This window comes from Paenibacillus sp. YSY-4.3, from assembly GCF_054767475.1.
The window spans coordinates 861,932-887,927 of record NZ_BAABMC010000002.1 but is presented as its reverse complement, the minus strand read 5'-3'; the positions used below and the strand labels follow the sequence as shown (position 1 = coordinate 887,927).

General features: G+C 51.8%; 26 protein-coding genes and 8 tRNA genes. 27 read left to right on the top strand and 7 right to left on the bottom strand.

The features are described 5' to 3' along the window. The first annotated feature begins 26 nt into the window (after positions 1–26). The 15 genes from ACYUJT_RS10730 (at position 27) to ACYUJT_RS10660 (ending at position 6,761) form a co-directional block, all read left to right on the top strand. Positions 27–118, top strand: a tRNA-Ser gene (locus ACYUJT_RS10730). Between the two features lie 21 nt (positions 119–139). Then, positions 140–216, top strand: a tRNA-Met gene (locus ACYUJT_RS10725). Between the two features lie 8 nt (positions 217–224). Next, positions 225–300: transfer RNA gene (locus tag ACYUJT_RS10720), tRNA-Val, on the top strand. Between the two features lie 21 nt (positions 301–321). Beyond that, positions 322–397, top strand: a tRNA-Thr gene (locus ACYUJT_RS10715). A gap of 24 nt (positions 398–421) precedes the next feature. Continuing rightward, positions 422–498, top strand: a tRNA-Asp gene (locus ACYUJT_RS10710). 91 nt (positions 499–589) lie between these two features. Continuing rightward, positions 590–662 (top strand) — tRNA-Phe (locus ACYUJT_RS10705). Between the two features lie 46 nt (positions 663–708). Then, positions 709–793 (top strand) — tRNA-Tyr (locus ACYUJT_RS10700). A gap of 15 nt (positions 794–808) precedes the next feature. Further along, positions 809–881 (top strand) — tRNA-Lys (locus ACYUJT_RS10695). A gap of 216 nt (positions 882–1,097) precedes the next feature. Further along, positions 1,098–2,144, top strand: a complete 1,047-nt coding sequence (locus tag ACYUJT_RS10690; protein WP_460321618.1) for a PucR family transcriptional regulator — start codon at positions 1,098–1,100, stop codon at positions 2,142–2,144. 123 nt (positions 2,145–2,267) lie between these two features. Next, complete coding sequence (locus ACYUJT_RS10685; RefSeq protein WP_460321539.1) at positions 2,268–3,386, top strand: ABC transporter ATP-binding protein; 1,119 nt, start codon at positions 2,268–2,270, stop codon at positions 3,384–3,386. Between the two features lie 10 nt (positions 3,387–3,396). Then, entirely contained in the window at positions 3,397–3,591 is a 195-nt protein-coding gene (locus ACYUJT_RS10680) for a hypothetical protein (RefSeq protein WP_460321537.1), read from the top strand. After that, positions 3,584–4,525 (top strand): HPr(Ser) kinase/phosphatase, encoded by a 942-nt coding sequence (gene hprK / locus ACYUJT_RS10675; protein ID WP_460321535.1) that lies wholly within the window; start codon positions 3,584–3,586, stop codon positions 4,523–4,525. Before ACYUJT_RS10680 ends, hprK begins: the two co-directional genes overlap by 8 nt. Before the next feature lie 11 nt (positions 4,526–4,536). Then, on the top strand, positions 4,537–5,580 hold the full coding sequence (gene lgt / locus ACYUJT_RS10670) for a prolipoprotein diacylglyceryl transferase (protein WP_460321533.1): 1,044 nt from the start codon (positions 4,537–4,539) through the stop codon (positions 5,578–5,580). Positions 5,581–5,586: 6 nt separating this feature from the next. Further along, a complete protein-coding gene (gene ppaX, locus ACYUJT_RS10665; protein WP_460321531.1) occupies positions 5,587–6,240 on the top strand; it encodes a pyrophosphatase PpaX in 654 nt (217 codons plus the stop codon). Next, positions 6,237–6,761 carry an acyltransferase gene (locus ACYUJT_RS10660; RefSeq protein WP_460321528.1) on the top strand — a complete coding sequence of 175 codons (525 nt, stop codon included), beginning with the start codon at positions 6,237–6,239 and terminating at the stop codon, positions 6,759–6,761. Before ppaX ends, ACYUJT_RS10660 begins: the two co-directional genes overlap by 4 nt. Before the next feature lie 72 nt (positions 6,762–6,833). On the opposite strand, the gene ACYUJT_RS10655 is transcribed toward ACYUJT_RS10660, so the two are convergent. After that, positions 6,834–8,243: a DUF4179 domain-containing protein gene (locus tag ACYUJT_RS10655; RefSeq protein WP_460321526.1), complete on the bottom strand. Its 1,410-nt coding sequence runs from the start codon at positions 8,241–8,243 to the stop codon at positions 6,834–6,836. Further along, positions 8,227–8,757 (bottom strand): sigma-70 family RNA polymerase sigma factor, encoded by a 531-nt coding sequence (locus ACYUJT_RS10650; protein WP_460321523.1) that lies wholly within the window; start codon positions 8,755–8,757, stop codon positions 8,227–8,229. The genes ACYUJT_RS10655 and ACYUJT_RS10650 overlap by 17 nt, the downstream gene beginning before the upstream one ends. A gap of 310 nt (positions 8,758–9,067) precedes the next feature. Here ACYUJT_RS10650 and ACYUJT_RS10645 point away from each other — a divergent pair, with 310 nt between their 5' ends. From ACYUJT_RS10645 to trxB, 12 genes are all read left to right on the top strand, one after another. Next, on the top strand, positions 9,068–10,270 hold the full coding sequence (locus ACYUJT_RS10645; RefSeq protein ID WP_460321521.1) for an ATP phosphoribosyltransferase regulatory subunit: 1,203 nt from the start codon (positions 9,068–9,070) through the stop codon (positions 10,268–10,270). Positions 10,271–10,303: 33 nt separating this feature from the next. Then, complete coding sequence (gene hisG, locus ACYUJT_RS10640) at positions 10,304–10,945, top strand: ATP phosphoribosyltransferase (protein WP_460321518.1); 642 nt, start codon at positions 10,304–10,306, stop codon at positions 10,943–10,945. A gap of 60 nt (positions 10,946–11,005) precedes the next feature. After that, positions 11,006–12,319, top strand: a complete 1,314-nt coding sequence (gene hisD / locus ACYUJT_RS10635) for a histidinol dehydrogenase (RefSeq protein WP_460321516.1) — start codon at positions 11,006–11,008, stop codon at positions 12,317–12,319. Beyond that, a complete protein-coding gene (hisB, locus tag ACYUJT_RS10630) occupies positions 12,303–12,914 on the top strand; it encodes an imidazoleglycerol-phosphate dehydratase HisB (protein ID WP_460321514.1) in 612 nt (203 codons plus the stop codon). The genes hisD and hisB overlap by 17 nt, the downstream gene beginning before the upstream one ends. Before the next feature lie 2 nt (positions 12,915–12,916). After that, positions 12,917–13,543: an imidazole glycerol phosphate synthase subunit HisH gene (hisH, locus tag ACYUJT_RS10625; protein ID WP_460321512.1), complete on the top strand. Its 627-nt coding sequence runs from the start codon at positions 12,917–12,919 to the stop codon at positions 13,541–13,543. A gap of 135 nt (positions 13,544–13,678) precedes the next feature. After that, positions 13,679–14,413: a 1-(5-phosphoribosyl)-5-[(5-phosphoribosylamino)methylideneamino]imidazole-4-carboxamide isomerase gene (gene hisA, locus ACYUJT_RS10620; RefSeq protein ID WP_460321509.1), complete on the top strand. Its 735-nt coding sequence runs from the start codon at positions 13,679–13,681 to the stop codon at positions 14,411–14,413. Between the two features lie 105 nt (positions 14,414–14,518). Then, positions 14,519–15,277 (top strand): imidazole glycerol phosphate synthase subunit HisF, encoded by a 759-nt coding sequence (gene hisF / locus ACYUJT_RS10615; RefSeq protein ID WP_460321507.1) that lies wholly within the window; start codon positions 14,519–14,521, stop codon positions 15,275–15,277. Further along, positions 15,274–15,981 (top strand): bifunctional phosphoribosyl-AMP cyclohydrolase/phosphoribosyl-ATP diphosphatase HisIE, encoded by a 708-nt coding sequence (hisIE, locus tag ACYUJT_RS10610; protein ID WP_460321505.1) that lies wholly within the window; start codon positions 15,274–15,276, stop codon positions 15,979–15,981. Before hisF ends, hisIE begins: the two co-directional genes overlap by 4 nt. 24 nt (positions 15,982–16,005) lie before the next feature. Then, positions 16,006–16,851, top strand: coding sequence for a histidinol-phosphatase HisJ (gene hisJ / locus ACYUJT_RS10605; protein WP_460321502.1), 846 nt, complete (start codon positions 16,006–16,008; stop codon positions 16,849–16,851). A gap of 56 nt (positions 16,852–16,907) precedes the next feature. Continuing rightward, positions 16,908–17,855, top strand: a complete 948-nt coding sequence (locus ACYUJT_RS10600) for a ribose-phosphate diphosphokinase (protein WP_460321500.1) — start codon at positions 16,908–16,910, stop codon at positions 17,853–17,855. A gap of 367 nt (positions 17,856–18,222) precedes the next feature. After that, positions 18,223–19,950, top strand: coding sequence for a tetratricopeptide repeat protein (locus ACYUJT_RS10595; protein ID WP_460321498.1), 1,728 nt, complete (start codon positions 18,223–18,225; stop codon positions 19,948–19,950). A 155-nt stretch (positions 19,951–20,105) separates the two neighbouring features. Then, on the top strand, positions 20,106–21,062 hold the full coding sequence (trxB, locus tag ACYUJT_RS10590) for a thioredoxin-disulfide reductase (protein WP_460321496.1): 957 nt from the start codon (positions 20,106–20,108) through the stop codon (positions 21,060–21,062). A 73-nt stretch (positions 21,063–21,135) separates the two neighbouring features. On the opposite strand, the gene ACYUJT_RS10585 is transcribed toward trxB, so the two are convergent. The 5 genes from ACYUJT_RS10585 to ACYUJT_RS10565 all read right to left on the bottom strand — a co-directional run bounded on the left by ACYUJT_RS10585 (position 21,136) and on the right by ACYUJT_RS10565 (position 25,994). Next, complete coding sequence (locus tag ACYUJT_RS10585; RefSeq protein WP_460321494.1) at positions 21,136–21,738, bottom strand: response regulator; 603 nt, start codon at positions 21,736–21,738, stop codon at positions 21,136–21,138. Continuing rightward, the gene (locus ACYUJT_RS10580; protein WP_460321491.1) at positions 21,716–22,882 is read right to left on the bottom strand and encodes a sensor histidine kinase; all 1,167 of its coding nucleotides are present in this window, start codon (positions 22,880–22,882) and stop codon (positions 21,716–21,718) included. The genes ACYUJT_RS10585 and ACYUJT_RS10580 overlap by 23 nt, the downstream gene beginning before the upstream one ends. A gap of 6 nt (positions 22,883–22,888) precedes the next feature. Next, positions 22,889–23,626, bottom strand: a complete 738-nt coding sequence (locus ACYUJT_RS10575) for an ABC transporter permease (RefSeq protein ID WP_460321489.1) — start codon at positions 23,624–23,626, stop codon at positions 22,889–22,891. A 2-nt stretch (positions 23,627–23,628) separates the two neighbouring features. Further along, positions 23,629–24,549, bottom strand: a complete 921-nt coding sequence (locus ACYUJT_RS10570) for an ABC transporter ATP-binding protein (RefSeq protein ID WP_460321487.1) — start codon at positions 24,547–24,549, stop codon at positions 23,629–23,631. A gap of 710 nt (positions 24,550–25,259) precedes the next feature. Further along, positions 25,260–25,994 (bottom strand): ABC transporter permease, encoded by a 735-nt coding sequence (locus tag ACYUJT_RS10565; RefSeq protein ID WP_460321484.1) that lies wholly within the window; start codon positions 25,992–25,994, stop codon positions 25,260–25,262. Between the last annotated feature and the right edge of the window lie 2 nt (positions 25,995–25,996).

Genomic DNA, 25,996 nt, shown 5'->3' with positions numbered 1-25,996 from the left:
GATTAACATCCTTGAATTTATGGCTTGGAGAGGTACCCAAGTGGCTATAAGGGGACCCTCTGCTAAGGGGTTAGACTGCGTAAGCGGTGCGAGGGTTCGAATCCCTCCCTCTCCGCCATTTGTACAAGTATATATGTTTGGCGGTGTAGCTCAGCTGGCTAGAGCGTACGGTTCATACCCGTGAGGTCGGGGGTTCGATCCCCTCCGCCGCTACCATAATTTTCGGAGGCTTAGCTCAGCTGGGAGAGCATCTGCCTTACAAGCAGAGGGTCAGCGGTTCGATCCCGTTAGCCTCCACCATAATTTAATTATTTTACCTATGCCGGTGTAGCTCAATTGGTAGAGCAACTGACTTGTAATCAGTAGGTTGGGGGTTCAAGTCCTCTCGCCGGCACCATTTTTTTCTTGAAGTTGTTATTGCGGAGCCGTGGTGTAGAGGCCTAACATGCCTGCCTGTCACGCAGGAGACCGCGGGTTCGAATCCCGTCGGCTCCGCCATTACTTCCTTGAATAACTTCAAAATAGTATTTCCACAGAAAGTGGGAAAGTTATAAACTTAACCGCTTTATTTTTTTGACCATTTTTGTATGGCTCGGTAGCTCAGTCGGTAGAGCAGAGGACTGAAAATCCTCGTGTCGGCGGTTCGATTCCGTCCCGAGCCACTTTTATGTCAATCAAATCGTAGTGATTTGAGTCAGGCATGAATCTGGAGGCTTAGTGAAGTGGCTAAACACGGCAGACTGTAAATCTGCTCTCTTCGAGTTCGGTGGTTCGAATCCATCAGCCTCCACCATTCTTATTTTAATAAGAGCCATTAGCTCAGTTGGTAGAGCACCTGACTTTTAATCAGGGTGTCGAAGGTTCGAGTCCTTCATGGCTCATCTCAAAAGTCGTCAATCTAGTATTGACGACTTTTTTGCTATTTTACGAAGTTGTTGACGGTGTGATGTAAATTTTATTTTATTCCGGGGAACATGATACAATATGGACTATGGTCAATAAAAAACGGGATTTTCCGGAAAGGCAATCTTATGGAAATGAACTTACTTAAGAAGCAACTGGAACTCATAATTAAAGCTCCTGTCCATTTGTCGAACATGGAATTGCAGGAGTGGGAGAAATTGACGAATTATAAGAAGTCCAAGGAAGAAGCGATGGCTCGGTCCGCAGTGCAGAAAGATCGCTCACTATGGATATGTGGCATTGATAAACAGACGGTTCAAGTGCTTGAAGCGGATACGTCCAACCTGGCGGAGTCGGAAGTAAAGCTGATCGAGCTCTTAATGGCGGCTGTTGAAGGGGAAGCGCTGTTGCCAGCAGCAGGCGTGAAGAAGGATGACGAGCATCGGAGCCGTCAGTTGGGCGCATGGATTCAAGAGCAGTTGGAGCAGGGTGAATATGAAGCGAGTACCCCCGAGTCCTTAACTATACCAACTAAGATAGAGGGGATAATGATTCCTTTCTTGTTAAGCTGGGAAACCCATTCGGTCATGGACATTTCGTACGCCAAGCTAAACAAATTGCTGCGCAGTTATTTTGGCGGTGATATCGTGCTGCTGCCGCTTAAGGAAGAGTGGTACGTGCTTGTCGGCGAGAAATTGTTGACCGAACTTCGCGATGAGAACGATGAGGGCTTGGATACGGAGAGGGATATGCTCAGTGCCCTGAGTCAAGGGATGTATGAACTTGTCGCTAATGAATGGGGCGGAGGCGGATTTCATTTGGCGGTGGGCGACCCCATTGCTCCGGAGCGGGCGCTGGTCTCGACGGCTTTGCTGCTGCGGGAGACGTTGACGTTGGGTCGGCTATTCCACGTTGCGGAACAAATTCATCTGCCCTGGGAGCTGCGTCTGGAACGTCTCGTCTATAGTATTCCTGGTGACCAGCGGCAAAGATTCATAGAGGATACCGGAAACCAGATAAACTTGATGCAGGATGAAGAGATATTATCTACGCTGGATATTTTTTTTCAACTGGATTGCAATGTAAGTGAGACCGCCAAGCGATTGTATATCCATCGCAATACGCTGCTGTACCGGTTGGATAAGTTCAAGCAGGAGACCGGCCTTGATGTGCGCAGCTTCCATGATGCGGTTATAGTCAAGCTGGGGATGCTATTGTATAAAGTGACAAATAGGGAATAGGTTTTTTGTGCATTTTGTGGATAGCGCTTTATTGCCCAGATAGGTTAATATAAAGATACGAAATGAATCCGATTACATTATTATTTAACTTTGATACTAAATTAATTCTAGGAGGCAGAACTCATGGCAGGCGTACGCTTAGAACACATTTTTAAAAAATATCCAGGTGCTGATAAAGCAACCGTTATCGACGTTAACCTTGACATTGCAGATAAAGAATTCCTCGTATTGGTTGGACCATCCGGTTGCGGTAAATCTACAACGCTTCGTATGATCGCAGGTCTGGAAGAAATCACTGAAGGTAAATTGTACATTGGCGATCGCGTCGTTAACGACGTAGCTCCTAAAGACCGCGACATCGCGATGGTTTTCCAATCCTACGCTTTGTATCCGCATATGAACGTGTATCAAAACATGGCATTCGGTCTAAAACTTCGTAAAGTGAAAAAAGAAGAAATCGACCAACGCGTACGCGAGGCAGCAAGAATCCTCGACATCGAGCACTTGCTTGACCGCAAACCGAAGGCACTCTCCGGTGGTCAACGTCAACGGGTTGCCTTGGGACGTGCGATTGTCCGCGATCCGCAAGTCTTCCTCATGGACGAACCGCTTTCCAACTTGGATGCTAAACTTCGTGGTCAAATGCGCGCGGAAATCACAAAGCTCGTTAAGCGTCTTGAAACCACTTGTATTTATGTAACGCATGACCAAACAGAGGCCATGACGATGGGTGACCGTATCGTTGTTATGCAAGACGGTATCATTCAACAAGCTGCTTCTCCTGAAGAGCTGTACAACCAACCAACGAATATTTTCGTTGCTGGATTTATCGGTTCCCCTACAATGAACTTCATCAACGGTAAAATTGTAGAGCAAAACGGAGCTGTATTCTTCCATTCCGATTCTCTTAAAGTTGAAGTACCTCAAGGTAAAGCTGTTACCCTGAAGGAAAAAGGATACCTTGGCGGCAAAGAAGTAATCATGGGCGTTCGTCCAGAAGATATTCATGAAGAGCCAATCTTCTTGGAAGGATCTCCAAATACCGTCTTTACGGCAAGCGTAGACGTAACCGAGAACCTGGGTCACGAAATGCTCTTGTACTTGAACAGCACATCTCCACTGATCGCTCGCGTAGATGGACGTTCGAACACTCGTGAAGGCGACAATGTGAAGCTTGCAATCGATATGAACAAAATTCATATCTTCGATAAAGAAACTGAGCAAAACGTATTCTTCGGCTAATCTTAGCCAGATGACAAACCGCCCTTTGGGGCGGTTTTTGCCTTATAAATCGCTGGTAATTGATTTACGTCGTATTTTCCTTTACGATGAATACAATGAACTAAATGTAGTTGCCGCTGAATTCAATTTACATATTGCAGGCTGCTCTCCGTCATACAGATTATTTGCGGGCGAGTGGCTTGGAGAAGGAGAACACCATGGCTAAAAAAGTAAAAGTATCAGAATTGGTCAACCAGTTCGGACTTGAGGTTGTGTCCGGAGAACAAGGGTTGAAACGGGTAATTACCGTCGATGACTTATACCGTCCCGGCTTGGAAATGGCCGGTTACTTCGAGTACCATCCGCCAGAGCGGGTACAGATCCTGGGAAAGACGGAGTTAGCATTCTTCGAGATGCTGCCGTCTGAAGAGCAGCGTGACCGCATGGAGCGTCTATGCTCCAGCGATGAAACGCCTTGCATCATCGTAACGAGATCCTGGGAAGTGCCGCAAGAGCTGATAGACATCAGTTCAGTAAAGAATATTCCCGTCTTGCGGAGCAGTATGGCTACAACGATTTTGTCCAGCCGCATTACGAGTTTCCTGGAGAAGAAGCTTGCCCCTACAGCAACAATTCATGGCGTTCTCGTTGACGTGTACGGGGTCGGAATGCTTATCACGGGCTCCAGCGGCATAGGTAAAAGTGAGACTGCACTGGAACTGGTTAAGCGCGGACACCGTCTTATTGCCGATGATGCCGTAGAAATTCGTCAGACTTCCGATTTTCAGCTTCATGGAACCGCGCCAGAGTTGATTCGCCATTTGCTTGAAATTCGGGGCGTAGGCATCATCAACGTCATGACGCTGTTTGGTGCAGGCGCTATTCGTAACAATAAGCGGATTTCCCTCGTTGTTCGCCTTGAGGCTTGGCAGCAAGAGAAGCAATATGACAGACTCGGGCTTGATGAGGAGACTACTCGAATCATTGATACTGATGTACCGTTGGCTACGATTCCGGTTCGGCCTGGACGGAACCTGGCTGTCATCATTGAAGTGGCAGCGATGAACTTCCGTCTGAAGCGAATGGGATATAACGCGGCATTGCAGTTTACGACAAAGCTTACTGAGACGATTGCCGAAGATATAGACGATTTGGACTAGGAGCGTGAATGATGGGCACTTTGTTATTAGATCCAATAGCTTTTTCTATCGGAAGTATCGCCGTACGCTGGTATGGCTTAATTCTCGGAACTGGCGCGTTGGTCGGTTTGCTTCTAGCCATTCGAGAGGGGAAGCGCTTTGCGATTCCGCAAGAGTTCTTCATGGACTTATTGCTGTTAGGAGTTCCTTCCGCTATTATTGGCGCCAGAATTTACTTTGTCGCTTTTACATGGGATCAATACAAGAATAATTTATGGGATGTCTTCAAAATCTGGGAAGGCGGCATAGCGATATACGGTGCGCTTATTGGCGCAATTATATGTGCGGTCATTATGGTGCGTAGACGGGGCTATAATTTCTGGCGTATCGCTGATATTTGCGCGCCTTCGCTGATTGCTGGACAAATGATCGGCCGCTGGGGGAACTTCGTGAACCAGGAAGCCTACGGGGGGCCGACGACAGAAGCCTTTTTGAGGGATTACCTGCATTTGCCGTCGTTTATCGTGAACCAGATGAACGTTGAGGGTGTGTTCCATCACCCGACCTTCCTCTATGAATCGGTATGGAACCTGATCGGACTGCTGCTGTTATTCGTTCTTCGAAGACAGAAATTTTTGCGGTCAGGGGAGTTGTTTTTCTCCTATTTCATCTGGTATTCCATCGGCCGTTTCTTTATTGAGGCGCTGCGCACGGACAGCCTGGCATTTCAAGGGCCAGCGTGGCTGGCTTCTTTCGTGGACGGGCTTTGGTCTCCAATGATCTGGCTTGGATTCGAGCACGGACATTTGGACCCCGGCTATGGCAATGTACGCATATCCCAGTTATTGGCCTTGCTTATCATCGTTATTGCAATTATCTTCATCATCGTTCGCCGCAGAACGATCTCTAATTTGCCGCGCTATAGCGATCCGATCATTTCTACGAAAAATCAGGAAATGGAGAGTGGATCGAGCGCAAGCGCCGCTGTCCTGAATAGAAAGGCTGCAGATACAGGCAAGGCAGATGAAACGGATACTCCTGGGGCGGACCAAGATGAGGAACAGAAAAAGGAGTAGCTCAACTTGAATATAGACACCGTGTTATTCGATTTAGACGGAACGATCGTCGATACCAACGAACTGATTATTGCGTCGTTCCAGCACGTATTGGACAAGCATAAGCAGCCGCATACCCGGGAGCAGATCATTCCTTATATGGGGATGACGTTGGAGCAGCAGTTTCAGGCTTTTTCAGGCTGGGAGGATGTCGCGGAACTCGTCACCGATTACCGCTCGTTTAACACCATGCACCATGACACGATGGTAAAAGGATTTCCGCATGTCGATGAAGTCATCTCCACCTTGAAAGAGAAAGGAATTAAGCTTGGAATCGTGACGACCAAGATCAGGCCTTCGACGATGCGTGTACTCGAGCTTTTTGGATTGCTGAAATATATGGACACGATCGTTACGGTGCAGGATGTTACTCATCCCAAACCGCATCCGGAGCCGGTCCTGATGGCAATGAAGCAGCTCGATGCTGATCCGAAGCGAACGCTGATGGTGGGAGATAGCCCTGCGGATATTAAGTCGGCTCAGGCTGCCGGAGCGCTCTCTGCCGCAGTGGCTTGGTCCCTTAAAGGGGCGGAGGAGCTGAAGAAGTACAACCCGGATTATATTCTGGAGGATATGCTCGATCTGTATGGAATCCTAGGATGGGAGCTTGTGAAGAAGTGAGAAAAGTGCAGCGTTATCCAGTAGAGGGGCCAAATGCGCTGTGGCAGTTATACCGAACGGTAAGTCCATGGAAGGGTGTCAAAAATTTTATTTTCATCCAATTGGCCAGGTATTGTCCGGTGCTGCCACTGAAAAACTGGATTTATCGCCGCGTTCTCGGCATGAAGGTCGGGGAGCATACCGCTTTTGGCCTCATGGTGATGGTAGATGTCTTCTTTCCCGAGCTGATCACGATTGGGCAGAATTCAGTCATTGGCTATAATTCAACGATTCTGGCCCATGAATATTTGATCAAGGAATATCGTCTGGGCGAGGTTCGTATCGGAAATGAGGTCATGATTGGTGCAAACACGACGATACTTCCCGGAGTGACGATTGGAGACGGGGCAGTCGTCGCTGCCGGATCTGTCGTACATAAAGACGTGGCCCCGGGGGCATTCGTTGGCGGCAATCCGCTTCGCGTCATTGAGCGTAAAACCCCGGAAAATGCAGCCTTTGAGGCTGAAAAAACAAACGAGTAATACAATAAGGATCGCCTTTAGGCGATCCTTATTTGTTTGCAGTGCGGAATTTTTTTGAAATGGTGGTTACAGCTACTTGGCAGGATTGTTTCCGGAGAGAATCGGAATATCAATAGGCTGGTTGATATCTGTTCCGGGATAGGACAGAAGCTTAAAGGTTAGCGGTTGGGTATAATCCCCCGGCTCTAATTTATAGTGAACCGTTTGGAATGGATCATCGCCGGATCGGTAGCTGGACCGGCCCATCATTAGAGTATGCTTCTTCCCGTTTCCATCCGTGAATTCCTCATCTAAATCGAAGTATAGAGCTCTTTGGTCGGAAACGTAATCGAATTCAAAGTAAATGTCTATAAATTCTTTACTTGGAACCACGCGGCTAAGCCGGATGGAATCATTCGGAGCAGAGATGATTTTCTGTTCCTCCGTATCGAGCACCAGCTTTAAATTTTCCCCTAGAGCCTCTTCTATTCCGGATACGCCAAATGACAGGTCTTGCCACTTGGCATAATACAGGCTGTCAAACTGGATAAGATATTCATTTGGCCCAGCATTCATTGTAGACATTTGCATGGGTATGGACTTTCGCGCGCCTTCCTGAGTTATCCATAGAACAGGATCGATCAGACTCTGATACAGATTCTCCTTGGTGGAATCAATTCGGAGATAGACCTTTGTCGTTAGTGGATTCAAGACAGCTTCAACTACGGTAACCGAATAATGTCCAATCGCCGTTGAATGGTTAACCTGGATTCTCCGCTCCAACCCGGCATATTTACTGGAATCCAGCTGAATAGGAAACTCCATGAGTTCATGGGTCTCATCCGACGCTTGCGGATGACCCCATTTTGCGGAGAAGTTGAAATGAGCAGGCACATCATTATTAGGAAAAGAAACAGTAAATTTACCATGCTGTACATTAGTTGGAGTACCTGGCTTAGCTTCGGGAGATGGATATTCGATCATAACGTTTAGGTCATTCCCCTGGGCATCCAGAAACTTGGCATCCCGGGGAGAAATGGGGACATTACCCGGCAAATTAACCGATGTATAGAATACAACCATCTCTGTTCGGTCAGCAAGAATCCCGTCAATTGTAACCTGGTAATTGCCCTGTGAAATGGTTTCGTTAATGGGCTGGTACAGACCATGATTGGCTGCATCCTTAAGCTTGGGGGTCATGCTGTCGTATACGAAATTTGGGATATCCGAGCGGGATGCGTGAAAAGCAGCATGGCGTAAGTTGTCCGATGTCCACATCCGCCAGCCGCCGAACAGCAGGAGGCAGCATGCAAGCAGCGCACCTGTAAGCCTCCAAGGGAAATTATGAGCTAGGCGTTTATAGCGGGAATGGCCTGCCGTTATCCCGGTAAGCAGTGCATGATCTAATTTTTCTTCATCGATTTGCTTAGCAGCGGAGTCGTGGGATTTATAATAATCCGATAATAGCTCTTCCTCTCGATCAAAATCAAGCTTCCTCGGCATATCCTTCGCCTCCTTTTCTTATATGTTCGCGTACTTGCTTTAATCCTTGATGCAGCCAGGTCTTCACAGTGCCTTCGGGCCGCTGGAGGATCCGTGAGATTTCAGTCAATGTCATATCCTGATAATACTTAAGCATGAGTACGTCGCGATACTTGGGCTTCAAGCGCTCAAGTGCCAGTTCAAGATCCAGTTTATAAACGCTGATCATTTCTGTTTTCTCTTGGGTTTCCTCAGCATGATGCGGCCATGTTCTTTTGCGGTATTTTAATTCATCGTGACAACAGTTGATCAGGATGCGGATAAGCCAAGGTACGAAGGCATCCGGATCCCGCAGTTTCCGGCATTTGACCCAGGCGCGGCAGACCGCTTCTTGAACTGCGTCCAAGGCATCGGCCTCATTTTTCAAGTAACTATGGGCAATGCCGAATAATTTTCTTTTCTGGGAAGATACCAGCTTGTAGAAGGCGTCTTCGTCTCCAAGGCATGCGGCTGCAGCCCATTCTTTTTCTTGCACTTTCCGGCTCCTTTCTTGTGCGTGTTAGAGTTTCGCCGTAATTAAACGGGTATGAAATTCACTTTATATAGTTAAGACGCTGTAGAGCCGAAAACGGTTTTATCCGAACCCCTGCCAAATAGGCGTAGGTATGTTAAAGTTGTAATAGTTGGTACTTTTGCTGCCAAATGCAGCCATTTAGTTGTGCATTGACGATTCGGAAGCAAGTGTGATAAAATATGCCATACCCTTTAATTTGGTAGTATGGTAGCACTTTAATATGATAAAGTAAATTGAAATAATATAATGAATCTGCTGAGAGGTGAAAGTCTTGTCTAAACCGAAAGGATTTGAGAAACCCGCTGGTGTACGTGATTATTTGCCTTTTGCGGTAGAGAAGCTGCGTGCCATCGAGCGCAGCGTGCTGGATTGCATGTCCAGCTGGGGTTACCGCCAAATCATGACGCCTACGCTGGAATATTACGATACGGTCGGCGTAGCGAGTTCAACGTCCGATCAGAAGCTGTTCAAGCTGCTTAACAGCCGAGGAACGACGATGGTGCTTCGTTCAGACATGCCTGCTCCGATTGCGCGGGTCGTCTCTTCATTATTGAGGGAAGAGCCTTTGCCGCTTAGATTATCCTATCATGCGAATGTATTTCGGGCGATTGAGGAGGAAGCAGGCAAGGAAGCGGAGTTCTTCCAGACAGGCGTGGAGCTGGTTGGTGACGACTCTCCGGAAGCAGATGCAGAGGTTGTTGCTTTAGCGGTATCTTCGCTGCAGGCGGCTGGCGTGACGACATTCAAGATCGCTTTGGGCCATGTCGGCTTTCTGAATGGATTGCTCGAGGATGCGATTCCTGATCGGGAAGAAGCCAGGGAGACTTTGAAGGAAGTGCTCATGCACCGCGATTACGTGGGATACCGAGAGACGCTGGCTAAGCTGTCCTTGACCGAAGAGCAGAGAAATGAACTGGAAGGCGTTCTTAAGCTGCGCGGAGGAAAGGAAGTATGCCATCAGGCTCTTGAACTGAGCAGCAATGAGCTTGCCCAGGCTTCGATAGAGCATCTTGGCCAAGTATGGGATGCGCTTGAGGATTATGGCGTCGCCCAGCATGTGATGATCGATCTGACTATGATCGGCGATTTCTCGTACTACACAGGGATGACTTTTGAAGGATATGCGGCGGAGTTGGGCTTCCCAGTTTGCAGCGGGGGGCGTTATGACAACTTGCTCCAGCAGTTTGGCCGGCCGGCTCCGGCAACGGGGTTCTCCTTGAAGACCAATCGGATTCTGGATGGCGTGGGCGGTATTCAGGTGGAGCGTGAGCTGCCAATCCTGCTGCAATATGATGCGGCGAATCGCAAGCTGGCTTTTGCCGAGGCGGCTCGTCTTCGGACGGAAGGGCGAAGCGTAGTGATGAAGCATACCGACAGACCGGAGGACTTATTATCCGAGACGGTTGCCAGAAACATGCGCAGCGGCCCGTTGGGCCCGGCATACGGCGAGATTCGCAGCTACGTCAGTTTCTGACCTACATAGGTTTAAGAAGGGAGGGCTTTGGCTTTGGGAGAGATCATTAAGGTAGCAATGCCCAAGGGGCGTATATATAAACAGGCAGCGGCCATGTTCCGCGAAGCGGGGTTATTTATTCCGAACGATGTAGATGAGTCGCGCAAGCTCGTCATTCCTTTGCCGGAGATCGGCATGGAATTCATTATGGCCAAACCGGTGGACGTGCCGACTTATGTGGAGTATGGAGTTGCGGATATCGGCATCGTGGGCAAGGACGTACTAATGGAAGAGAACCGTGATGTGTATGAGCTGCTCGATTTGGGGATTGCCCGCTGCCGAATGTCGGTTATAGCGCTGCCGGAATGGAAGCCAGGCATTCATCAGCGAGTAGCGACCAAGTACCCGAATGTCGCTTCACAGTATTTCCGCGAGCAGGGCCAGCAAGTTGAGGTAATCAAGCTGAACGGTTCTATCGAGCTGGCGCCGTTGATCGGCCTGGCTGACCGCATCGTGGATATGGTGGAAACCGGCCGGACGTTAAGGGAAAATGGCCTTGTGGAGATGGAGAGCATATTTGAGATCACGAGCCGCCTGGTGGCGAACCGGGTCAGCTACCGCATGAAGAACAGTGAAATTCAGGCGGTGTGCGACGCCTTGAGCCGGGTTATTCAAAGTTCGGGAATCGAGAGCTAGGAACGGAATTGGAAGAAGGAACGGATAGAGAACATAGCCAGTGATAGGGGGCAATCAGGGATGAGAATCGTATCGGCGGGACAATTTCAGCTGAAGCGGGAAGTGGACTACGGTTCACCGGAACAGAATGCAATCGTCAAGACGATCATAAGTGCTGTGAAAAATGAAGGGGACGCTGCGCTTCTTAAATATACGGAGCAGCTCGACGGTATGAAGCTGTCGCCAGAAACGCTGCGCGTGACGGAGGAGGAAATGCGGGCCGCTTACGATAAGGTCGAACCTTCCTTTATAGATGCGATATCAGCCGCGGCCGCGAATATCCGCGCCTACCACGCCAGGCAGAAGCGCAATTCCTGGATGGATTTGCAGCCTGACGGCAGCATGCTGGGCCAGATCATTCGCCCGCTTAAGCGAGTTGGCGTGTATGTACCCGGCGGTAAAGCTTCTTATCCCTCCTCGGTGCTGATGAATGTCATCCCCGCTCAGGTGGCGGGCGTGCCGGAGATCGTCATGGTGACTCCGCCGGCGACAGGTGGGAAGGAAGGGATCGACCCGTACATCCTTGTGGCTGCTGCGGAGGCCGGAGTGAATGAGATTTACCGGGTCGGCGGAGCGCAGGCCGTCGCCGCTCTTGCCTACGGCACAGAGACTATCGTGCCTGTCGATAAAATCTGCGGACCGGGCAATATCTACGTCGCTTTGGCGAAGCGGGAAGTGTATGGAGCAGTCGATATCGACAGCATAGCGGGGCCAAGCGAAATCGCCGTGCTGGCCGATGATAGTGCTGACCCGGCTTACGTCGCTGCCGATCTGCTGTCGCAGGCCGAGCATGACGAGATGGCATCGGCCATTCTCGTCACGACCTCGGAAGCCTTCGCCAAAGCATGCCAGGAAGAGGTTCAGCGCCAGTTAACGATTCTGCCCCGGCGGGATATTGCGGCGGCCTCGATCGAGAAATACGGCGTCATTCTTCTGGTCGATTCCATTGAAGAGGGGATCGACGTGATTAACGAGCTGGCACCGGAGCATTTTGAGCTGATGGTGGAAGAGCCAATGGCATATCTCGGTCTCGTTGAGAACGCTGGGGCAATTTTCCTCGGGCCATATAGCTCAGAGCCGGTGGGGGATTATTTCGCGGGCCCGAATCATATTATCCCGACGAATGGAACCGCTCGTTATTCCTCCCCGGTCGATGTGGATGATTTCATTAAAAAATCGAGCTTGATCTATTATAGCAAGGAAGCATTGCTCAAGAACGGCGAGACGATTATGGAACTGGCGCGCCGCGAAGGTCTCGAAGGCCATGCGCGGGCGATCGAAATACGGATGCGTAAAGAAGGAAAGGCAGGGAATGTTGATGACAACGAATTATGAAGAGACAAGAGAGCGGAGCGCAAGCGTTAGCCGCAAGACGAATGAGACGGATATTAAATTGAGTTTCTCCGTGGATGGCAGCGGGCAATCCAACCTACAAACTGATGTGCCGTTCCTCGATCATATGCTGGACCTGTTTACGAAGCATGGCCATTTTGATCTGACGGTGGAAGCGCATGGCGATATCGAGATCGACGATCATCATACCGTCGAGGATATCGGTATTTGCTTGGGGCAGTGCCTGCGGGAGGCGCTAGGAGATAAGAGAGGCATCAAGCGCTATGCGAGCGTCTTTGTGCCGATGGATGAAGCTCTTGCTCAAGTGGTGATCGATTGCAGCAACCGCCCGCATTTCGAGTATCGCGCGGAGTATCCATCGGGTCGGGTGGGCAGCTTCGACGTTGAGCTGGTGCATGAGTTCTTGTGGAAGCTGGCTTTGGAGGCGCGGATTACGCTGCATGTCATCGTCCATTATGGGCAGAACACACACCACATGATCGAAGCCGTGTTCAAGGCACTCGGACGTGCCATCGATGAAGCTACAAGCATTGATCCGCGTGTTAGCGGCGTTCCGTCAACGAAGGGAGTGCTCTAACTTTGGCCATTGCCATCGTTGATTACGGAATGGGCAATTTGCACAGCGTCAGCAAAGCCGTCGAGCGCCTCGGCTACGAGGGGCTCGTCACCGGCGACGCTGCGGCGATCCTCGGTGCCGACGGCGTGCTGCTGCCGGGCGTAGGCGCCTTCGGCGACGCCATGGCGCATCTGCACGGCACCGGGTTGGACGCCGTCGTGCGGCAGGCTGCCGCCGGCGGCACACCGCTGCTCGGCATTTGCCTCGGCATGCAGCTGCTCTTCGACGAGAGCGAAGAGCATGGGCGCAACGAGGGCCTCGGCATTTTGCCGGGCAGGGCGGTGCGCTTTGCGGGCGGCGGATACAAGGTGCCGCACATGGGCTGGAACCGGCTGTCGTTCCTGCAGCCGGACAACCCGCTGCTTGCGGGGCTAGAAGAAGGGCATGTGTACTTCGTCCACTCCTACCATGTTGAGCCGCAAGCCAAGAGCGACTTGATCGCCGTGACCGACTACGGTCATCCGGTGACGGCGATCGTAGGCCGTGACAACGTTTACGGCATGCAGTTCCACCCCGAGAAGAGCGGAGAACTGGGCATGGCCCTGCTGCGCAACTTCCTGGCCTTGGCAGAGGCGAAGAGTAAAGCTTAGGGAAGCGCGGTTGCGGCATTGGAATACGAAATGATCTGTCTGAATAGAAGATAGATAGTATCAGGCAAAGATAGCGTGAAATCGAAATCACCTTGTTATATCAAGGAAAAGTATAGAGCGGAGGAACGAGAGGCTATGTCTTCATTTATCATCTACCCGGCGATTGATATCCGGGGAGGCAAATGTGTTCGCCTGGTTCAGGGCGATTATGGGCGCGAAACGGTATACAATGACAATCCGGTGGAGGTAGCCAAGTCCTGGGAAGCGCAGGGCGGCAAGTTCATTCACCTCGTCGATTTGGACGGAGCGAAGGCAGGCCATCCCGTAAACGATGAGCTGATCGGAGAAATTGCCCGCAGCGTGCAGGTTCCGGTGCAAGTGGGCGGTGGCCTGCGTACGCTGGATGACGTGAAGCGCCTGTTGTCGCTGGGAGTAAGCCGGGTCATTCTAGGTACAGCAGCCATCGAGGATCGCCAGTTTACGGAATCCGTGCTCGGCACCTATGGCGATAAAGTCGCCATCGGCATCGATGCGCGCAACGGCTTCGTTGCTACTCGCGGCTGGCTGGAGACTTCGGAGGTTCAGGCGGAGGTGCTCGCAAAGGAGCTGGCCGCTAAGGGAGCGGAGACCTTTATTTTTACAGACATTTCCCGTGACGGGATGATGCAGGGGCCGAATGTGGAAGCCATTGTCGCTTTAGCCAAGGCTTCGGGACGCACGGTTATCGCCTCGGGCGGCGTAACGGTCCAGAATGATCTGCTAAAGCTTGCGGCACATGCCCAGGAGGGCGTAGGCGGTGCGATCGTCGGCAAAGCGCTGTACACGGGCAGCATCGATCTGGCAGCGGCCATTAAGGCGATTCAGGGCTAGGGCTAGACAGTTAGGATCAAGATCAAAGGGCCTCAAAGGGGCGCTTGAAGCAGAATGCTGCAGCTTAAGGCTGAAGGAAACTATTCTAGGAAGGAATGATCCATCATGCTCGCAAAACGAATTATTCCCTGCCTTGACGTAAAGGACGGGCGGGTCGTGAAAGGCGTAAATTTTGTGAATCTGCGGGATGCGGGGGATCCAGTTGAGCTCGCGGCGCTGTATGACCGGGAAGGCGCGGACGAGCTTGTCTTCTTGGACATCTCCGCTTCAAATGAAGGGCGAGCGACGATGGTTGAGGTCGTGAAGCAAACCGCTGGGGAGATTTCCATACCGTTCACCGTAGGCGGGGGCATTTCCCAGGTGGAGGACATGAAGCGGATTTTGCGGGCGGGTGCGGACAAAATCGGCATCAACACCGCAGCCGTGCTGAATCCCGATTTGATCTCCGATGGAGCGAAGCGCTTCGGCTCACAATGTATCGTAGTCGCGATTGACGCGAAATATAACGAGGAGTTGAAGGATTGGGAGGTCTATACCCACGGCGGACGGAAGGCGACGGGAATGAGCGCGGTCAAGTGGGCTTTGGACGCCGAGTCGAGAGGCGCGGGTGAAATTTTGCTGACGAGCATGGACGCTGACGGTACCAAGGATGGCTTCGACCTGTCCTTGACGAAGGCGATCAGCCGTGCGGCGGGCATTCCAGTCATTGCTTCCGGCGGCGCGGGCAAAGTATCCCATTTTTATGATGTGTTTACTGAAGGAGAGGCGGATGCTGCCTTGGCGGCAACGATTTTTCATTATAAAGAGATTGCGATCCCGGATTTGAAACAGGATCTGATATCCAGAGGAGTGGAAATACGATGAGTCAGCAACTTAAACAGCAGCTTCCACTAAGTCAGCTGGAAGAGGCCATTCGCTGGGACGAGAGCGGCCTTGTACCGGCTATCGTGCAGGACGCAGCCTCGAAAGATGTGCTGATGCTGGCCTACATGAACCGGGAATCCCTGAAGAAATCGCTGGAGACCGGGCAGACCTGGTTCTGGAGCCGTTCGCGTGCCGAGCTGTGGAATAAGGGAGCTACTTCAGGTAATACGCAGCAAATCGTAGCGCTTCGCTATGATTGCGATGGAGACACCTTGCTCGTGGAGGTGCAGCGTCAAGGCCCAGCCTGTCATACCGGGGAGGATAACTGTTTTTACCGGGTAGTTGCCGCCGTGTCTGAAGAACAGGCAGCAGGAACAGGCGCAGCAGAGCGCGGCAAGGCAAGCAGCCGTTTCGCCGTTCTGGCCGAGCTCGAGCAGCTGATTGCCGAGCGGTACAAGGAGCGTCCTGAGGGGGCATACACGACCTATCTTTTCGATAAAGGGATCGATAAAATCCTGAAAAAGGTCGGCGAGGAAACTGCGGAATCAATCATCGCCGCCAAAAATGGGGATAATGACGAGCTGCGTTACGAGGTCAGCGATTTAATTTATCATTTGCTTGTACTGCTGCGCGAACGGAATTTGCCGCTCGACGACATCATGCACGAGCTAGAGCGGCGTCATGAACGTCCACGTCGTGATTAATAAGGCGCAAGCGAGGGATTATAAATGGCAAGGAAGAGGAATTATTGGATAGACTATCATACGCATCATGCCCGCTGCGGCCATGCCGTAGGCAGCCTGGAGGAATATGTCGTTCGAGGCATCGAGATCGGTCTGTCCGAAATCGGCTTATCCGATCATATGCCGCTCTTGCATGTGGACCCGGAGACTTACTATCCTGAAATGGCTATGCCAATGGTAGAACTGCCGCGTTATGTAGAGGAGGCCTTTGCCCTTAAGGAGAAATACCGCGGCCAGATCGACGTGAAGGTAGGTCTGGAAGGCGACTATATCGAGGGCTGGGAAGCCGAAATCGAGGAAATCATCCAGGCCTATCCTTGGGATTATGTCATCGGATCGGTGCATTTCTTGGGCACATGGGATATTTCTGATTTCCGTCAGGTACATAATTGGGAGGGCCAGGACGTCTTTGCGGTATATGAGCGTTATTATAAAGCAATAGGCCAAGCCGCCAAGACGGGCTTCTATGACATCATCGGGCATTTTGACGTCATTAAGCGCTTTGGCAACGTTCCGGACCCGGGGCGTGAGGAAGAGACAAGGGCTTTGGAGCAGGCCGCATTGTCAGCTATCACTGAATCCGGAATAGCGATGGAGCTCAACGCTTCGGGATTATCCAAACCTTGTGCTGAAATGTTCCCGGCCAACCGTATCCTAGAGTCGGCCATCCAATTGGGAATACCGCTGACGGTAGGCTCCGATGCCCATGATCCTCTGAAGCTGAGCGAACACTTGGATAAGGCGCGGGCCACACTCTACGGATTGGGAGTCCGGGAGTTGGCGACATTCACGGAACGGCAGCGCAAAATGATTCCACTGGAGCAGGATTAAAGAGCGATGCATCACCCACATAAATGACTACTACAATAATGATCCAGGAGGCTGTTATGGAATCCAGGCTGAGAATTTTTTCGGGTTCATCGAATCCAAGATTGACGGCACAAATTTGCGAGCGGCTCGGTGTAGAGCCGGGCAAGGTCAAGCTGTCCCGATTCAAAAGCGGAGAGATCTACGTGCATTATGAAGAGAGCATTCGCAACTCCGATGTGTTTCTGGTGCAGTCCCTTTCCCATCCGATCAATGAGCTGTTCGTCGAGCTGCTCGTGATGATCGATGCAGCCAAGCGGGCTTCCGCGCGGACGGTCAATGTCATTATGCCGTATTACGGCTATGCGCGGCAGGAGCGCAAATCGGCTCCGCGGGAACCCATCTCCGCGAAGCTGCTGGCCGATGTGCTGACCACTGCGGGGGCGAGCCGAGTTGCGACGATCGACTTGCACGCGCCTGCCATTCAAGGATTCTTTAACATTCCTGTCGATCATTTGACCGCGCTTGATTTAATGACCGAATATTTGAAGGCGCAGAACATTCCGAATCCGGTCGTCGTATCTCCTGATGCTGGACGGGCATCGATGGCGGAGAAGCTGGCCAGCGGGCTGGATTCCCCCTTCGCGATCATGATCAAGAAACGGCCGACCCATAACGAGTCGGTGATTACGCATGTTATTGGCGATGTTGCGGGATATACGCCGATCATTATCGAGGATTTGATCGATACCGGGAGCACGATCGTGAACGTCGTGGAGGGGCTGAGGGAACGCGGCGCCAATGACGCCTATGTCTGCGCGACGCACGGCCTGTTTTCGGATCGGGCGATTGAGCGCCTTCACCATAAGAACATCCGCGAAGTCGTGGTGACCGATTCGATCGAACTGCCGGAGCAGCCGCCAGCCCATTTTAAGGTGCTGTCCGTTGCGCCGATGCTGTCTCAGGCGATCCAGTTTATTACGGAGGGCGGATCAATCGCGGCCTTGTTCAGGGATCGGGGTATTTAGATTATTGGCCTAAAGGAAATCAGTACAGAAAAGAGCCAGAAATCCTCTGTCAAAGAGGATTTCTGGCTCTTTTTTGGTTTCAAGGATTGCGGCGGCCCCTTCCTAAAATAAGCCATACAATTAGCCCGGCAATCAATGCGAGGGGGACTAGAATAATTAACAAAGTAAGGATGACATTCTCCCATAAGATGGTCAACTATCTCACTCCAATTGTAAAATTATGTATCTATATTATACTTCGGGATAAGCTGGATTTTTCCTCTAAATCGGGCGATAATCCGTATTTTACCTCCCTGATTTTCCGTGGGAGGACCGGTCCCTCTATGGTATACTGTGTGAGAGATAGAGATAGAAGGAGGTGCCTTGAGTGAAGAAGAACAGAATCCGAATGGAGGGCATGCAGGCGAATGTGCTGCGGCTGTCCATGGATGCGAACTTTTTCTTTGAGAGAGCTGTCTCATCGCTGGACCGCAATCGCTATGACAAGGCATTGAAATATTTTCGCAAAGCAGTGGAATATGAGCCGGGCAACCCGGTAAATCATTGCAATATGGCGGGCATACTGTCGGAGATGGGCGATTATGAGGCGTCCAACGACGTGTTGTCCGCTGTCTTACGGGACATTGATCCGTCCTTGACGGAATGTTATTTCTACATGGCTAATAATTATGCGAATATGGAACAGTTTGAAGCAGCGGAAGAGTCATTAATAATGTATTTGCAGGAGGATGCCGGCGGACAATTTTTGGCCGAAGCGGAAGAGATGCTGGATTTGCTGCAATATGAGCTGGAGCGTCCGACGAAGCTGAAGCGCATCAAAGCGCGCGAGGGCATGGTCGAGCATGAATTGGCCCGTGACTTGCTCGAAGAGGGGAAGTTCGCCCAGGCCGTGAAGCTGCTGGAAGAGATTGTCGAGGATCATCCGGATTTTCTGGCCGCCCGCAACAATTTGGCATTAGGATATTATTATCTGGGATTGTTCTCTCAGGCGATGGAGGCCATTAACGGAGTGCTGGAGCGGGATGCCGGCAATCTGCATGGCCTCTGCAATTTGGCTATATTCTTACAGCGGGAGGGCAATGCTGCTGAATTGGACAGGCTTCGGGGGCTGCTCCGGGTCGTGTATCCTTTCCATCAGGAGCATCTGTTCAAGCTGGCGACGACGATGGGGATTCTCGGAGAGCATGAGGCGGCTTACACGCACTTTAGGCGGCTGCTTAAAGACCATGAGGTGAACAGCGATCCTGTTTTATATCATTACACAGCGTCTGCGGCTTGCAATACCGGCCGCTACCCGGCTGCGCGCGCGCTTTGGCGGCAGCTAAGCAAGCTGGATCCCAGTTCGGGTATCGCCTCTTTTTATTTGAATAGACTGGACGATTACGAACTGCATGGGCAATATCCTTCGATTAGCTATCATTATAACCTTCCTTTCGAAGAGCAACTGAAGCATCCGGAGAGATGGAAGAACGGCTTTCCTCCGGAAATTCGGGATAACCCCCTCATTCGCGCTTCCTTCTTCTGGGCGCTGCGCCACGGAGATCACCGTACGAAGCTTCAAGTCATTCAGGCCCTTGGCATGATTGCCGACCGGGAAGTAGAAGAGGCGCTCCTGGCCTTTCTACTCGTTCCGGAGGAGAATGTGTATTTAAAGGACATGGCTATTATCGTGCTGCGGTCACTTGGTGTAAAAGGCCCGGTGCCCGTATGGAAAGACGGGACAACGATCATGGTCGATCCCAGCAAAATAGGCTCCAGCTTGCCGGTATGGCGAAGCGAATGGCAGGCGGTTGTCGATTTGGCAGTTAAGCGCATTGGAAAATCCTCGGATCTGCGTTTGCAGTATGACATCGAAACGTTATGGGTAGACTTTTTAACTCGTTTATACCCGGACGTTCCGGCAATGGCCCATATTGAAGGGTGGGCGGCTGCGCTCGATTACCTGACGGCAAAAATGCACCGCAAAGCACTTACCTATGAAGAGGTGGCGAAGCGATACGGGATTTCCGCCTCCACGGCCAGCCGTTACGCCCGGCGGATGAGCCAGGTATGCAACGTGAAAGAAAAAGAGGATACGGTCCCCTTCGTACAATAGAAGATAATAGCATGTCTGCTATTGGCCGATTACTGGGCGGAAGGGTAAGACGGACCTTTCTTGGGTAAAACTTGTGTATAGGATCAATTACATAATGAATCATAGGCAAATTATGAATTGATTTGATGAACAATGACTACCAGGGAGGTTCGTTAATGTATAAAGCGATTGTAATTGGAACGGGTCCGGCGGGACTGACGGCAGCGATATACTTGGCCCGCGCCAACTTGAATCCGCTCGTGATCGAGGGTATGCAGCCCGGGGGGCAGTTGACGACCACAACGGAAGTCGAGAACTTCCCCGGCTTCCCGCAGGGCATTATGGGGCCGGAGCTGATGGATCAGATGAGGAAGCAGGCCGAACGTTTCGGTGCCGGGTTCCGCAGCGGATGGGTGCAGGAGGTAGATCTCCATCAGCGGCCGTTCAAATTAACAATAGAAGGCGGCGAAGTCCTAGAGGCGGAGACCGTCATCATCTCCACGGGAGCTTCCGCCAAATATTTAGGCATTCCCGGAGAGAAGGAGAACGTGGGTCGCGGAGTAAGCACCTGCGCAACCTGTGACGGCTTCTTCTTCCGCGGCAAGAAAATCATCGTGATTGGCGGCGGCGACTCGGCGATGGAGGAAGCGAGCTTCCTGACACGCTTTGCTACCAGCGTGACCATCGTGAACCGGCGCGACGAGCTTCGGGCCTCGAAGATCATGCAGGATCGAGCTCGGAATAATGAGAAAATCGAATGGGCGTTGAATCGTACCCCGCTTGAGGTATCGACGGACGAGAATGGCGCAGTTATCGGCCTTAAGGTGCGAAATAATGCAACAAATGGGGAAGAGCTGATTCCGGCGGACGGCGTCTTTGTCGCGATCGGGCATACGCCGAATACAAAGTTCCTTGGCGGACAGATTGAAACGGACGAGCACGGTTATATTCTCGTCAAGCCGGGAACGACGATCACGAATATCGAAGGCGTATTCGCCTGCGGCGACGTGCAGGATACGCGTTACCGCCAGGCGATTACCGCAGCAGGCTCAGGCTGCATGGCAGCGATGGATTGCGAGAAGTTGCTGGAGGGTGCCATGGTACGCGACTGGAGCGAGACGCTTAATCCCTAAAAATAGCAAAGGCTGTTCTTAGTTCATCCTCAGCTGGATGACGCTAAGAACAGCCTTTATTTTGTTTTGGGAGCTATATCCACCCTTTACCCTCGGCGAGACGTACCGCTTCGATCCGGCTCTTCACTTCGAGCTTGTTCAATATCTCCGAAATGTAATTGCGGACAGTTCCGTAGGACAGATGCAGAGAGGAGGCGATTTCTCCGGCGCTTAGCCCGTCTGCCGCGAGCTTGAGGATTTCTCGTTCCCTGGCGGTCAAAGGGTTTTCTTCACGCACGGCCCCGAAGATTAGCTCAGGGGATATTTCGCGATGCCCAGCCATGACGCGGCGAATGGACTCTGCCAGTTTATCGGAGGGCTCGTCCTTGAGCAGGTAGCCGTGGACGCCGGCCTGTACCGCCCGCTCGAAATACCCCGGCCGAGCAAAGGTGGTCAGAATGATGACGCGGCAGGAGGAGGAGCGCTGTTTGAGAAACTCAGCGATATCCAGCCCGCTCTGGCCGGGCATTTCGATATCCATCAACAGGACATCGGGCTGGACGCGTTCAACTAAAGCCAGCGCCTCTGCTCCGTTCTCTGCTTGACCGACGACTTGAAGATCCTCTTCCATATCCAGCAGAGAGGCGAGCGCTCCCCGCAGCATGCGCTGGTCTTCAGCAATGATAATGGAGATCATGCTGTCCAGCCTCCTTTCCGTCTTTCGTGATGATTGGAACGACGGCGTGCAGCAGCGTTCCTCCCGACCGGCCCGGCGATATCGTCAATGCCCCGTTAATGAGAGATAGCCGCTCTGCCATGCCCTTTAAGCCATTACCGGTCGTCATTTCGGCAGCAGCTGAATTGTCCAGGCCGATGCCGTCATCCTCGATGGCCACTTGGATGCTGTCTTCCAATCGCTCTATGGAGATCCGGCAGCATGCGGCCCGGCTATGCTTCACGGTATTCGTTACGGCTTCCCTGATGCAGAGGCTCAAGATGTTCTGAGTTAAATCGGGAATGTTCTGCACGCTGCCCATATTTCCGTATATCTCAAGCTTGATACCCGCAATGCGAAGAATTTCCGCAGCTTCGGACAATTCCTCGGTGACTGTGACCGCGCGCATGTCCGACACTAGTTCCCGGACTTGGCGCAGTGCAGCCCGGGAGGTGCGCTGTATTTCCCGGGCTTCCTCTTGAGCCCGCTGCGGATCGAGGGGAGCGAGCTTCTCGACAAGCTGGCTTTTGAGCGTGATCAGGGATAATGTATGGCCCAAGGTATCGTGCAAGTCCCGGGCGATGCGCATGCGCTCCTCCCGCTTGATCAGCGCCTTGATTTGTTCATTGGCCCGATCGAGCTCCTTCTCGAGCTGCTGCCGCGTGCTCAAAGAGCGGATGCCGAACGGAGAGGCGATCATGATCACCAGGAAGGGGAGCAGGAAGAGCAGATCCGTTCCTTTAAACTGCGGGAGATTCAGCAGAATGGATAGTGCTTGCATGAGAAGGAACGCGACCATACTTATTCTGAATTTCTTCCGTTCGGTATACCAGCCGATGAAATTGGCCGTGAAGAAGCCCATGTACAGATTATAGGGACTGTATAGGAGGCTCATGGCCAGAATGATCGCCATTTGCAGACCAAGCCACCAATTAAAGACGCGTCCGGTGACAAAATACAGCTGACGATAGCTGATGACGAACAGCCCGATCATGAGCCATCCCCCAAGAAGCAGGATTCCGGTATAACTCCTCAGGTTAAAGATCGGCATGGCGATATAGATAAGCCACACGTAGGGGAAGAAGCCTAATTTTCTAGGAAGAAACTCGAACGGCTTGCGCGACATGGTTGGTTACACCGCTTCCTGTTTTTTTCGGATATAGGTGGATAGTAACATAAACAGGAGAAAGTAGCCCAGCAAAATCAGTACGTTGCTCCACTCGGGCGATTGGCCGCGAATGATCGCCCAAGCGCCGCCGCCGAAGTTGTAAGAGGGCAGCCAGTGCGCGATGCGCTGCATGATCTGCGGAAGTATATCGATTGGCATCCACATGCCGCCGCAGATGGCAAGAATCATATAAACGGCATTGCTGATCCCGCTTGCGGTATCGACCCGCTTCATCGTGCCGACCAGGGTGCCGAGCGCGAGAAACGGGAGGGAGCCGCCAAGGATCCACAGCCCGCTGAGCAGCCATTGGCTTGGTGCGAGGGAGATGCCATTAATGAGATAGCCCGCCAGGAAAATGACGATGATCGAGAACAGATGCATGACGGTCTGACCGAACATTTTGCCAAAGAAGTAGGTCGTGCCTGGCAGCGGGGTAACCCGCATGAACTTATCCCAGCCGTTTGTCCGTTCTTGGACCAGCCGGATGCCGAGGGTCATGATCGCTGAGCCCATCACGCTAAAAGTAGTCATGGACATGAGATAATGCGCCTGCCACAGCTGGACGTCATCGGCTCCGGTGTTAAAAACTCTCGTGAAAATAAAGTAAAACGTAATAGGCATCGCCAGTGACCAAAATACATAAAAAGGATTTCGCAGAATCCTCAGCATTTCTGCTTTGCATTGCAGTCCGATAATTTTCATGATTATATCGCCTCCCCAGCAGACATCGTTAATTGTTCAAAAGCTTCGTCCAGCCGTCCCTGGTCGATCCGGATATCATGAACTGGCAGCTGTTCGGCGAAAATGGCCGCCAGCGCTTCATCGGTGCTGTCCGTGCTGACGTAGATGCGCCCGTCTTTGTCATAGCAGTCCGAGATAGGGGAGAGCTTCATCAGCCGCTTGCGGAGATCCGGGCTGTCCTCGTCGGATGTAAATGAGATAGAACGCTTTACGATTTGGGACTTGATCTGTTCCGGCGTGCCGTCGGCCGCAAGTTTCCCCTGGTTGAACAGCAGGATGCGGTCTGCGATATCGTCGGCCTCCTGCAGGTAATGGGTGGTGAACAGAATCGTGCGGCCTTCATCGGCTAAGCGCCGGACATTGTCCCAAAAACGGCGGCGTGCGGTAATATCGAGCCCGACGGTCGGTTCATCGAAGAAGACAAGCTCAGGATTTCCAGCCATCGCCAGTGCGAAGCCGAGACTGCGCTTCTGGCCGCCGGACAGCTTCTCCCCGTAGCGATTCAGATCGGAATTGCTAAGCCCCGTCAGTTCGATGAGGGCATCCATATTCAAGGGAGCGGGGTAATATGACCGGAACAAGGCCAGTATTTCCCGGACCTTGAGCTTATCCATGACGCTAACTTCCTGCAGCATCGTGCCGATTCTTTCCCGTACTTTGCGGTCTTTCGGATGCCCACCGAGCAGCCGAACTGTTCCTTCGGACGGCTCCAGCAGGCCGAGCATCATGGATAAGGCCGTCGTCTTCCCTGCTCCGTTCGGCCCGAGGATGGCGACGATAGAGCCTTTGGTGATTTGAAAGGATATGCCGTCAACGGCTTTTTTGTCTTTGAACGATTTGGTGACATGGTTCATTTCAATAATGATATTGCCATTGGCATTCATGAAGGATCGCCTCGCTTCTTTGTATCATGTGCGGTATTACTGCTTAAGTTCATGATAGAAGAATGCGGCGGCGGCCGTTAGTATGGACTGTCATAAATTCCAGGTGACAATTGTCATCTGAACAGATAGGGATAGGCGGGCAGTTGGGCGGATAGCAGGGGAAGAGGGGGCCATTATGGCATGGCAGGTCCCAAAAACAAAAAGTTGGATGTGAAGACAACCTGTTTTCCATCCAACTTTTTTGTACTGAATTTTTTGAGTAGGAAAGCAGCGGGGCGGATGCCCACCGGATTTCCGTCGTGTAGTGCCGGGTTTTCTTTTTCAAATAGCTCTGCCGTAAGGAAGGAGAAAATCAAATGGATTTATAGTAGTTAGTTTTTGTGGCAGAGAAAGGAAAATGAATTTAAATGTATTTCATGTCGCTAGAAGAAGGGGGAAGGCCATCCTGGGCTGAATTTCTGATTTTAGGTGCATAGAATCCATCTAATCCCCTGAAGTATTCATTATTAGATACATGAATTCCATTTAGTGTTCGACAGCGTACTGTACGACAGCTTAGATAAGATAACTAGAGAACGGGGTGCAGGCAAAGGAGAAAATTGATTCCGCAGAAACGGAAAGCTTTCTGAAAGAAAGGGGCGCCCCTGTCATCTAGGATGACTTTAGGACAGCCCCTCTATAAATTAATGCGCTGACGCTAAATTTTGGCGCTAAATTTCCTTCCGGCGAAAGTAGGTCAGACCGGCTAGGAAAAACAGCAGGAAACTGCCTAGTACGGTGATCAGTAAGTTTTGGTAAGGCAGGTTGAAGGCACCGAACTCAGCTTCGCCGTTTGGCATCATTGCCAATAGCGGCTGGGCCCAGGGATAGAACGGGCCGTAGGTGGCTGAGTTGACGATCAGCATGTTCGGAATCGTCAACGAGACGTTCAGCGCCAACGGGGCTGCAAAACTTGCCCAATTCAGCGACGCACCCAACTGCAGCGCGACGAGCGGCAAGCAGGCTACCCAGCCGCCCAGAATGCTCTTCAGGAACATGCCCCATGGCATGGCTCCCGGGAAGGCATGGTATTTCGCCGCACCGATCAGTGCCAGGAGAAAGAAGAGCTGGCTAAGTGCAAGCAGCCCGGCTACGACGGCAAATTTGGCGAGATATACGCCTGTGCGCGATACGGGCAGGACAAGCAGCTGCTTCCAGCCGCCGCCGGTATGCTCATAGCGGCAGACGAAGGCGGCGAACAGCCCGGCCATGATGGGCAGGAACAGCATGCCGTGCAGCATGACCATGCTGCCAAGCATGATCGGCCAAGGATCCGCGCCTGCGGGAACCGAGATCAATGCCCCGACCAATAGCGAGAGAAGCGGGCTGGCCAGAATAACCAGCCAAATGCCGGATTTGGACATTTTCAGCGTTTCCGCCGATAGGATTCGCAGGAAATTCCGCATGG

Bases quoted from the DNA above. Each gene is read 5' to 3' on its own strand.
- ACYUJT_RS10690 (WP_460321618.1), top strand. From the start codon at position 1,098: ATGGAATTGCAGGAGTGGGAGAAATTGACGAATTATAAGAAGTCCAAG.
- ACYUJT_RS10685 (WP_460321539.1), top strand. From the start codon at position 2,268: ATGGCAGGCGTACGCTTAGAACACATTTTTAAAAAATATCCAGGTGCT.
- ACYUJT_RS10680 (WP_460321537.1), top strand. From the start codon at position 3,397: ATGACAAACCGCCCTTTGGGGCGGTTTTTGCCTTATAAATCGCTGGTA.
- hprK (WP_460321535.1), top strand. From the start codon at position 3,584: ATGGCTAAAAAAGTAAAAGTATCAGAATTGGTCAACCAGTTCGGACTT.
- lgt (WP_460321533.1), top strand. From the start codon at position 4,537: ATGGGCACTTTGTTATTAGATCCAATAGCTTTTTCTATCGGAAGTATC.
- ACYUJT_RS10655 (WP_460321526.1), bottom strand. From the start codon at position 8,243: ATGCCGAGGAAGCTTGATTTTGATCGAGAGGAAGAGCTATTATCGGAT.
- hisD (WP_460321516.1), top strand. From the start codon at position 11,006: ATGAGAATCGTATCGGCGGGACAATTTCAGCTGAAGCGGGAAGTGGAC.
- hisB (WP_460321514.1), top strand. From the start codon at position 12,303: ATGACAACGAATTATGAAGAGACAAGAGAGCGGAGCGCAAGCGTTAGC.
- hisA (WP_460321509.1), top strand. From the start codon at position 13,679: ATGTCTTCATTTATCATCTACCCGGCGATTGATATCCGGGGAGGCAAA.
- hisF (WP_460321507.1), top strand. From the start codon at position 14,519: ATGCTCGCAAAACGAATTATTCCCTGCCTTGACGTAAAGGACGGGCGG.
- hisIE (WP_460321505.1), top strand. From the start codon at position 15,274: ATGAGTCAGCAACTTAAACAGCAGCTTCCACTAAGTCAGCTGGAAGAG.
- hisJ (WP_460321502.1), top strand. From the start codon at position 16,006: ATGGCAAGGAAGAGGAATTATTGGATAGACTATCATACGCATCATGCC.
- ACYUJT_RS10600 (WP_460321500.1), top strand. From the start codon at position 16,908: ATGGAATCCAGGCTGAGAATTTTTTCGGGTTCATCGAATCCAAGATTG.
- trxB (WP_460321496.1), top strand. From the start codon at position 20,106: ATGTATAAAGCGATTGTAATTGGAACGGGTCCGGCGGGACTGACGGCA.
- ACYUJT_RS10585 (WP_460321494.1), bottom strand. From the start codon at position 21,738: ATGATCTCCATTATCATTGCTGAAGACCAGCGCATGCTGCGGGGAGCG.
- ACYUJT_RS10580 (WP_460321491.1), bottom strand. From the start codon at position 22,882: ATGTCGCGCAAGCCGTTCGAGTTTCTTCCTAGAAAATTAGGCTTCTTC.
- ACYUJT_RS10575 (WP_460321489.1), bottom strand. From the start codon at position 23,626: ATGAAAATTATCGGACTGCAATGCAAAGCAGAAATGCTGAGGATTCTG.
- ACYUJT_RS10570 (WP_460321487.1), bottom strand. From the start codon at position 24,549: ATGAATGCCAATGGCAATATCATTATTGAAATGAACCATGTCACCAAA.
- ACYUJT_RS10565 (WP_460321484.1), bottom strand. From the start codon at position 25,994: ATGCGGAATTTCCTGCGAATCCTATCGGCGGAAACGCTGAAAATGTCC.